At 27.3% G+C, this 9,704-nt stretch carries 11 protein-coding genes; 3 read left to right on the top strand and 8 right to left on the bottom strand.

What is annotated here, in order from left to right; translation table 11 throughout:
• Positions 1 to 466: 466 nt before the first annotated feature.
• The 6 genes from KGF39_RS03905 to KGF39_RS03880 form a co-directional block, all read right to left on the bottom strand.
• On the bottom strand, positions 467 to 1,477 hold the full coding sequence (locus tag KGF39_RS03905; protein ID WP_227821262.1) for a biosynthetic peptidoglycan transglycosylase: 1,011 nt from the start codon (positions 1,475 to 1,477) through the stop codon (positions 467 to 469).
• 127 nt (positions 1,478 to 1,604) lie between these two features.
• Complete coding sequence (locus tag KGF39_RS03900) at positions 1,605 to 2,111, bottom strand: 3'-5' exonuclease (protein WP_227821261.1); 507 nt, start codon at positions 2,109 to 2,111, stop codon at positions 1,605 to 1,607.
• A gap of 158 nt (positions 2,112 to 2,269) precedes the next feature.
• Entirely contained in the window at positions 2,270 to 2,938 is a 669-nt protein-coding gene (locus KGF39_RS03895) for a hypothetical protein (RefSeq protein WP_227821260.1), read from the bottom strand.
• A 414-nt stretch (positions 2,939 to 3,352) separates the two neighbouring features.
• Positions 3,353 to 3,859 (bottom strand): flavin reductase, encoded by a 507-nt coding sequence (locus tag KGF39_RS03890; protein ID WP_227821259.1) that lies wholly within the window; start codon positions 3,857 to 3,859, stop codon positions 3,353 to 3,355.
• 434 nt (positions 3,860 to 4,293) lie between these two features.
• Complete coding sequence (locus KGF39_RS03885; protein ID WP_255643235.1) at positions 4,294 to 5,322, bottom strand: 3'-5' exonuclease; 1,029 nt, start codon at positions 5,320 to 5,322, stop codon at positions 4,294 to 4,296.
• Between the two features lie 47 nt (positions 5,323 to 5,369).
• Positions 5,370 to 6,230, bottom strand: coding sequence for a tRNA 2-thiocytidine biosynthesis TtcA family protein (locus KGF39_RS03880; protein ID WP_054274408.1), 861 nt, complete (start codon positions 6,228 to 6,230; stop codon positions 5,370 to 5,372).
• Positions 6,231 to 6,498: 268 nt separating this feature from the next.
• Here KGF39_RS03880 and KGF39_RS03875 point away from each other — a divergent pair, with 268 nt between their 5' ends.
• The 3 genes from KGF39_RS03875 to KGF39_RS03865 are packed head-to-tail and all read left to right on the top strand — an operon-like array spanning position 6,499 to position 7,575.
• The gene (locus tag KGF39_RS03875; protein ID WP_227821257.1) at positions 6,499 to 6,708 is read left to right on the top strand and encodes a spore coat associated protein CotJA; all 210 of its coding nucleotides are present in this window, start codon (positions 6,499 to 6,501) and stop codon (positions 6,706 to 6,708) included.
• Positions 6,708 to 6,974: a spore coat protein CotJB gene (locus KGF39_RS03870; RefSeq protein WP_004454698.1), complete on the top strand. Its 267-nt coding sequence runs from the start codon at positions 6,708 to 6,710 to the stop codon at positions 6,972 to 6,974. Before KGF39_RS03875 ends, KGF39_RS03870 begins: the two co-directional genes overlap by 1 nt.
• 28 nt (positions 6,975 to 7,002) lie before the next feature.
• Positions 7,003 to 7,575, top strand: a complete 573-nt coding sequence (locus KGF39_RS03865) for a manganese catalase family protein (RefSeq protein ID WP_003416728.1) — start codon at positions 7,003 to 7,005, stop codon at positions 7,573 to 7,575.
• A gap of 240 nt (positions 7,576 to 7,815) precedes the next feature.
• On the opposite strand, the gene KGF39_RS03860 is transcribed toward KGF39_RS03865, so the two are convergent.
• Positions 7,816 to 9,006 (bottom strand): C40 family peptidase, encoded by a 1,191-nt coding sequence (locus KGF39_RS03860; RefSeq protein ID WP_227821256.1) that lies wholly within the window; start codon positions 9,004 to 9,006, stop codon positions 7,816 to 7,818.
• Positions 9,007 to 9,266: 260 nt separating this feature from the next.
• Positions 9,267 to 9,698, bottom strand: a complete 432-nt coding sequence (gene dut, locus KGF39_RS03855) for a dUTP diphosphatase (protein ID WP_054274410.1) — start codon at positions 9,696 to 9,698, stop codon at positions 9,267 to 9,269.
• Between the last annotated feature and the right edge of the window lie 6 nt (positions 9,699 to 9,704).

The following is a 9,704-nucleotide window of genomic DNA, read 5'->3' as shown; positions in this document are numbered from 1 at the left end:
TCGTTTAGATAGTATTAAGTCGTTAGCCACCAAAAATCCCCTTGCTCTAGCTATGGGGAATGTATCAAATGAATATAGTTTTAAATATCGGTTTTAGTACTGTTATGAAAGCAGGAAAAGTTTTAGGGATTCGTTAGGAAGATATAGATTTTAAAAACAAAATAATAAGAGTTAGACATACTCTTATTGATAAAGGAAATGGTGTTTTTGAACTAACAACACTTAAGATTAATTCTTCAGTTAGAGATATACAAAAAAGACTTGGTCATAATAAAATTTCTACTACTATGGACACTTATTCTCATGTAACTAATAAAATGAAAAATGAAACAATGAATATTTTTGAAGGAATTATAAAGTAATTTGCCACCGGATTGTAATTACAGTGGCAAATGGATGGCAAATCACTTATTTTATTATCTTTCTAGTTATTCAAAGTATTGAAAAAACTATATTATTTACAAATTTAATCAATTTCTGATTTAAATGGAGTGTCATCAGCTTTAGCTATTCTATACTCCTTATCAGTTATATAGCCAAGCTCATGCATCTTATACAATACAATCACTTGTCTCTTCTTAGCTTCCCCATGGTCAATATACCTTGCAGGATTATTTGTCATACCAGCTAACATAGCACATTCAGCTAGATTTAATTTGCTAACTTTTTTACCAAAGTAGACTTCAGCTCCCTTTGCAGCTCCATATGCATCTTTGCCTAGATACATATTATTTAAATAAGCTTCAAGAATTTCGTCCTTAGTCATAATCTTATTCATCTGCTTAGCATTATACATATCCCTTATTTTTCGTTTCATAGTTTTATCATCACTAGTAAGCAGATTTTTTGAAACTTGCATGTCTATAGTACTCCCACCTTGTGTTGTATCTGTAAATACATTATTTAATACTGACCTAACTAAAGAAATAACATCCACTCCTTTATGCTTATAAAATCTCTCATCTTCTATAGAAATTATTGCATGTTTTAAATCATCTGGAATTTGCTTTATACTGACAACCTCACTACTTATATATTTAGACCTAATTAATTTTTTAGTAACTTCAGGCGACCCTTTTATAGCTGAAACTGTAAATATTGCACCTGCCACTGAAAATATAATCATTGCAACTAGCATAATAGATAACAATGCCCTAACTATTTTAATTCTTTTTTGTTTTTTTCTTTTTTTACTTTTTAACTTTTTCTCTCTTTGCTTATACTCAACTCTTCTTCTTTCTCTTTGATTATAATCTGTATTTAAAGGTCTTACATTATCTCTTGTAAAACTATCTCTTTCTCTTTTTATAAGATTCTGTGAATCTACTTTTTCAATCATTCTTTTACTAGAACTTGTCTTAGAATTTTTATTTTTTTTATTTGTCGAAGTATAAGAATGTTTAGATTTTTTATTACTATCTTTACTGTTACTGACTTTTTTACGTCTTATTTTATTATTATCATTGTAATAACCCATTTTAGTCTCCCTTCTTCATATAAGGTACATTATACATTGTTCTACAAAATAAATCAAAGAACAAAATTGTAAGTTTAAGGGTCAATTTTATAAAGGATATTTTCACTAATTTTCTCTATATTTATGATTAATATTCATCTTTTATTTTCAAAAATAGTTTTGCAGTTGCTAAAGTATCGCTATCAGCTCTATGAGCATTTATATTATCTATATTGTAGTAAGCACAAGCTGTTTCAAGTTTCTTATTTTTTCCTTTATAACTTTTACATTTTTTTAATAATTCTACTGTACATATATAATTGTTTATTGGTTCTAAATCTAACATTCTAAGATAGTAATTTAAAAATTTCAAATCAAATTTCGCATTGTGTGCAATTATAGTTCTATCACCTATGTATTTTCTAAATCTAGGTAAAACTAATTCTATAGGTTCTTCATTTTCTACCATTTCATTACTTATATGTGTCAATTCTGTTATAAATGAAGAAATTATCCCCTTAGGTTTTATCAACCTTGAATAGTTTTTTACAATTTGTTCATTTTTTATTTCTGTTATTCCTATTTCTATTATTTCACAACCTTTATATGGATCTAATCCTGTAGTTTCTAAATCCACAACTACATACTCTTTCATATCTCTTCTCCTTATTATTAAATGGATATATTTATATTCTATATTTATGTAATAGACTAATCAATACTTAATTTTATATGATATAATAAGATTTTACAAATTACAACATAGATATATCCTATATTCCATCATAAATAAAGATTTTTTTATTAGAATAACTAAACTTTTAATTTATTCTTATTTAATCTATTTTGATAAATCTTATTTATTTCACTATTATTTAAATCTTTAAAATCTAAACTTTTAAACTGTTCATCATCTTCCCATATTCCTGCCTGTTTATTTCCATCATTTTTATAGAATACCCCCTTACCATTTTTCTTATTATCTAAAAAATAACCCTTATAAATATCATTATTGGGATATGTTAATTTCCCCAAACCATTTTTTAATCCGTATTTAAATTCACCTGTATATATTGAACCATCTCTATAAGTATATTTTCCTATTCCATGCATCTTATCATCTTTCCACAAACCTTCATACTTTTCCTTACTTGAAAAAATATATATCCCAAATCCATTTTTCTTCCCATCAACAAACTCACCTTTATATAAATCGCCATTATCATATTTAAATACTTTTTCTTCCTTTAATTTCTTATTGCTACTCTTCTCTTTATTACTATTGTTCTCCTTTATATGTATTTCTTCTCTTCTAGCTTCAATAAAATCTCTATCATACCTAAATCCTTTTCTTGATTTAAATTTTTGATTAACCTTCTTCTTGTTAATAAATACTCTAGCTAGTTGAGTAAATATAAATACAGATGATAAACATATAAATACACATAGTATTGTTGTAAAATAACTAGTTATATTTTCCATAAAAAATCACCCTTTAAAAAATTTATTTAAAATACCTAATACAATATATATTTTTATTGAATGTTATTTATACTTTTATAATAACTATATTGAATAAAATTAATCTTGAAATTATTTATATTAAAATAAATCAAATATAAATGTAACAAATTACGTGTTTCTAGTTAACATAAAAATATTTATAAAGTATACTCAAATATTTCAAATAAATACTTATACTCAAATAAATCTCTACTTATGTAAGTGCCTTACATAAATAAAAAGATGAACTCTAGTAAATATAGTTCATCTTTTTTATAATAGTATTTATTTAAAATTAATATTTATTTAGTTATTAGCATCTATTTAGATATCAGATAAAAAAGCACCATCGTTTACTTATAATAATTTCTTTTCAGATAAATTTTATTATAATTATCCTTTTACAAGAACTTTTATAATTTCTGAAATGTACATAGTGTGATAATCCTTCTCTGGATACCATTTTTTATCATTTTCTTTAGCGTCAAAGTTTGCTGGTGGCATACTACCATGATATAACTTTTTACACACCATAATCATATTAGCTTCTTCAAAAGCTACTGTATCATCCACAAAATATGGTGTAAGTCCTGCTTTTTCTATTTTATTTATATCTCTGCCAGAAACAGTACCACAAATATTTAAAGCTTCTCTGTATGTTTCATCAAAGAATGCAATTGTAAAGGTATCATTATTATCTACAAATTCTTTTGTATATCTCTGTGGTCTTATGTAAGTTGTAACGACATTTTTACCCCAATATACTCCAACACCACCCCAGCTAGCAGTCATTGTGTTAAACTTTTCTGAATCACCAGCTGTTATAAGCAACCATTCTTTTCCAATCTTAGTAAATGGATTAAACTGTAATTCCTCAATTTTTATTTCTTTAAAACTCATGCCTTCATCCTTCCCTTCATCTTTTTAATATATAAACTAATCGTTAAAAATTTGAATATATGTACTCTTATAATACAGATTTTGTAAATTATAATACAACAAATTGATTACTTTCACAAGACGTATTTTTTACATTTTATAACCATAAAATATCTATAAAATATATTAAATATGAAACATATAATATATTTCTTAGGCTTAAAACGATATACGATAAAAATGTGGCTTCTCAAAACAGAGATAAGCATCTTTTTCATTGTTGAAATAATGAAAATATATTTGATTTCATAGAAAAAAGAGTGCCTCATGAGCTAAAAGGTTCATTTTGAGACGCTCCCATTTTTTATTATTTTACATATTTTTATACTAATTTAGTTTTAATCTCATAAAAAATTGCTATAACCATCAAGTTTTGCTCTATTATCTATAATTTCCTATCCTTTATTAACAACATTTAAGTCATCATCTTTATTTATATATATTTTTTCATTATATAAGTCTTCATCAAACATTTTTATTATATTTTCTATCTCATACTTATACTCGTCTTCATGTACTCTATAAAGCATTAAATCTTCTAGTATATCTTTCATATCAAAATACACATCTTCTAATAAATAAAAATAACCTTCTTTTATATCTTTCAATTTATCTATAGTATCTAATTTTTTACTTATATCCTTCATAACCTCTAAATTCTGTATATTTATATCTATGACTGTTGATAAGTACATTCTCACAGTTTTTATTATCTCAATCGAAAAATCCATAATATTATAATTTCCTTCTTTTTTATACAGTGACTCCTTAAATTTATCGAAACAATTATCTAAATCACAATTTATATCGTTGAATGGTGGTCTTATTATATCTCGTATTATCAAAAGATTTTGTATATCTCTATTATTTGTGATTGCCTCATCCAAAATAAATAAATTATATGCATCATTTAATGGGTCATGAGCATCTCCACTAAACTCTAAGTTAGCAAATTCAAGTAAATTTTTTAATGATATGTAGTTCATACATCTCATACCACAATTTATATATTTTTCTTTTATGTCTACAAATAAATCTCTAATATTATTTACAAATCTTGGATGGTTATTTTTCTTAGAATTTCTCATATCTGTGTTATTGAAACATGTCAAATCTAAATTACCAAAAGTATATATTCCTTCAATTTCAGAAAATACGCCAAGCCATTTTTTAAACTTTCTCATGACCTCTTCATAACTTGGTGCATTCTTCAATTCGTCTGAAGATATATGTGTTAATTCCTGTATATGAGGATACAACTCTTCATTACTTACTGGTCTTATTAAAGATTTAAATTTATCAATATTTTTTGTTTTCTCATTATACATAACTGCTCCAATTGCAATTATATCAGAATTTAATACTGCTCTCTTTGATTTAGAATTTGGCATATTCATTTCAAAATCTATATATACTCTTTTCAATATAAACACCCTTTCCAATTGTTTATAGTGATTCTTTTCAATTATTTTTATTCAAATTCTTCTAAGAAAGAATGTTTTTCTCCATCCTTTTGCCAGCCAAGTACTGAATCAAGATTTACATTTTCTGCCGCCTTAAATATAGACTTTTCTACATTTTTAAAGTTTGGTTCTAGACTCTTTATTAAGTCTTTTATCTCATATCTCTTATTACCTGTTTTTTTAGCAGCAACCATACATGCACAATTTAATGGCCATATCCCACTATTTTGAATAAATCTTATAATATGTTCTTCCCTTATATAATAAAGTGGTCTTATGATTTTTATACCTTCAAAATTAGTGGAATTAAGTTTCGGAAGCATTGTTTTAAAATTACCAGCACATAATAAATTAAGCATTGTTGTTTCTATTACATCATCATAATGATGACCTAATGCAAGTTTATTACACCCTAATTCTTCTGCCTTTGAATATAATGCTCCTCTCCTCATTCTTGCACACATATAACATGGATAATCTTTTGCTATTTCATCTGCTATTTCAAATATTCTTGAATCAAATAAGTGTATTGGTATATTTAGATATTCACAATTATCTATAAGTAATTGTCTTATATTTGCATGGTATCCAGGGTCCATAGCAATAAATTCAACATCAAAATTAACTTGTCCATGCTTTTTTAACTCTTGAAACATTTTAGCCATAAGAATACTGTCTTTTCCACCAGAAATTGCTACAGCTATCTTATCCCCTTCTTCAACTAATTTATAATCTCTTATTGCCTTCATAAACTTGGACCATAAATTTTTTCTATATTTTTTTATTATACTTTTTTCTATATCTCTTACTGGAAGCCTTTCCTCAAAAGGAACTATAATTTCACAGCCTTTTCCTGATAGCTCACTCATCTAATCACCTCGTATATTTATGTTAATAATATTTTACAAAAAAGTCTACCTTCATCCATAAAATACTATAATTTTTACTTTAATTTTAATAAATAATTTATAGTTTACAATAACACATAAACTTATAATAACATAAATAACCTCTTTCTTTTATTATCTTTTTTATTTTTCTCATTTAATATTTTATTATGAGTAACGATTTTTAAATGATTGAATATTATACACTAGATAGAGTTACCTATCTATTTACAACAAGGAGGTTTTCATCTTGGAAAATAAGAATAGAGATATCAAAAAAAATTGTGGTCCATCTTTGGCTAGACCATACATTAATAATCAAATTTTCACAGAAATGTACTGCCTTTCTGATGCATTAAAATTTGGAACTATATTCCCAGAACTAAACTTATTAGAATCTGAAATGTACAACAAAGAATTATATGCTAAGCCAAAAAAATATAGAGGAGGTAGAAGATAATGAAAGATTCATCTAGAGCTGAACTTATGAGAAAAGTTCAGGAAACATCTTTTGCATGTGTTGATATGAACTTATATTTAGACAATCACCCTGATGATAAAAACGCTATCAATACTTACAATTCATTATGTAACCAATTTGCGCAAGCTAGATATGCTTACGAAAATAAATACGGTCCTTTAACTAACTTTGGGTATGCTCCAAGTAGATGCCCTTGGCAATGGGCTGACCAACCTTGGCCTTGGGACAGAGAATTTAATTATTAGACATTAAGTATTGGAGGATTGAAAATTCATGTGGATATATCAGAAAACTATACAACACCCAGTTAATATAAAAACTTGCGACCCTAGAATGGCTAAATTTCTTATAACTCAATTTGGTGGACCAAATGGAGAGCTTGCTGCATCTTTGAGATATTTAAGCCAAAGATATACAATGCCTACTGGTAATATGCGTGCACTTTTAACAGACATCGGTACAGAAGAGTTAGCTCACGTTGAGCTTATATGTACTATGGTTTATCAGTTGACTTCTGATGCAAGCCCAGAAGAGTTAAAGGCTGCAGGTCTTGGTTCAAACTATGCACAAAATGGATACGGAATTTATCCAACAGATTCAAATGGTGTTCCATTTGATGTAAGACCTATAGCAGTTATGTCAAATCCTGTAACCGATTTACATGAGGATATGGCAGCTGAACAAAAAGCACTTGCAACTTATTATCAGCTTATAAATCTAACAGATGATGTTGATGTTATAGATGTACTAAAATTCTTAGGTCAAAGAGAAATAATTCACTATCAAAGATTTGGTGAAGCTTTAATGGACGCTTACGAGTTAGAAGAATCTCAAAAAATGTTCTAAAATTTTTATTTATATAAACTACTATTATTTGATAATTTATAATTTACTGTTTGTGTTAAAATTTATAAAAAATATAAATACAACTTATTTTTTAGAAACAGAGAAAATAAATAAAAAAAGCAGGTACCAATCAAATAGCAACATAGATTATAATCTATGAGACTATCAATATTGTACCTGCTTTCATATTATAAGCAATAAAGAAAAATCTATTTATTAAAGTTTTGTAATAAAAAATAATTATAAAACTCTTCTTGCGTTTACATATCTGCTTGAATAGTAACTACTATTTATATTAGATATTGTTACCTTTTTTGATGAACCTGAAGATGCATGTATCATATCTCCATTTCCTATGTATATTCCAACATGACTTACAGAACCATTATTTGAACCTTGTGTATCAAAGAATACTAAATCTCCGCTTCTAAGGTCTCCTCTATTTACATATGTTCCATACTTACTTTGGTCTCTAGATACTCTTGGAATACTAACTCCTGCAGATTTTTTCATAACATATTGTGTGAATCCAGAACAGTCAAAACTACTTGGACCTTCTGCTCCCCATACATATGGTTTTCCAAGTAGTGTCTTTGCAAAACTTATTACACTATCAGCTCCCTGACTTGGAGAATTAGTCGAATAAGATGGAATTGAGGTATCAACCGAACCTTTTTCAGCAAGGTATTGACTTGATACATATCCGGTTTGATTACCATGACTTACTTTTGTCCATCCTCCATTTTCAGAAATACTTCCAACCTCAGTACCATAGCTTAATGTACCTATTTTAGAATGACCTGTACCTGGCCCTGTTCTAAGGTTCAATGACTTTGCTGTTACTACCTTTGTACCCTTTACAAGGTCATTTGAACTGTTTCCAGCATTTTCATTTGTAGAGTCATTTACACTAGTTCCTAAATATTTACTTGAAACATAACCCACTCTACCATTAGAACTTATTTTTGACCATCCATTTGACTCAGATATGTATCCAACTTCAGTTCCGTATCCTAGTGTAGATATTTTAGAACTACTTGTGCTTGGTCCTGTTCTAAAATTTAATCCTTTTGCTGTTACAACTTTTGTTGACTTAACTGAAGCATCATTACTTTCATTACTATTTCCAAGGTTATTTATTCCTACATAATTTCCATGCACATAACCTGTGTTTCCATTATATTTAACTTTTATCCAAGAACCATCTTTTCCTACATACTCAACTTTATCACCTTTATAAAGTTTCCCTATTGATTCATGGTTTGTACCTGGTCCTTTTCTAAAATTTACTGCATTTCCTGTTATTGTTCTGCTTTCTATACTTACACTTTCTAATTCAGACTCATTAGCATATGCTAAGTTCCCCATGGTAGGCATTATTATCGCAGTTGCCATTATACTGGCTGCTATTTTCTTTTGATTAAAATTCATAACTTTCCACTCATCTCCTCTTTTCTACTAGCTTTATTTCATTTCTAAATATAAAAAAAATAATTGACACTATACTAAAATATCAATTATTTCTTTTATATTAATATTATTACAAATTTGTAACTATTTGTCTATAGTAATATTTATTTACCACAAATTACCATAAATGAATTTTAATTATTAACAGCCTGTAATTTAGCAATATAGCCATCTTTTATCTTTTCAAAAGATGACTATATTTTTTAACTTTTTTGTAACTTTTAAAATCCTGTTGAACCAAACCCACCTTTTCCTCTTTCAGAGTCACTTAACTCTTTAACTTCTTCTATGTTGATATCATAAATAGGTTTTACTATCATTTGAGCAATTTTCATATGTTTTTCAACCTTAAAATCACTTTTGCCATGATTTATTAATATAATTTTAAGCTCTCCTCTATATCCTTCATCAATAGTTCCTGGTGTATTTAATACAGTAATAGAATGTTTTAAAGCAAGGCCACTTCTAGGTCTTACCTGTGCTTCTGTCATAGCAGGAAGCTCTATACAGATTCCAGTTTTAATAAGTTTAGTCTCCCCAGAAGGTATTATAACCTCTTCTATAGAATACAAATCCATACCAGCATCACCTTTGTGAGCAAAATTAGGTATTATAGCATCATCATTTAGTTTTTTTACTTTCAAATTGTACATTTTATA

Origin of the sequence: Clostridioides sp. ZZV14-6345 (assembly GCF_020657775.1) — a bacterium.
Classification (GTDB): domain Bacteria; phylum Bacillota; class Clostridia; order Peptostreptococcales; family Peptostreptococcaceae; genus Clostridioides; species Clostridioides difficile_D.
Note: the sequence above shows the minus strand (reverse complement) of the source record. Positions and strands in the feature narration are given on the sequence as shown.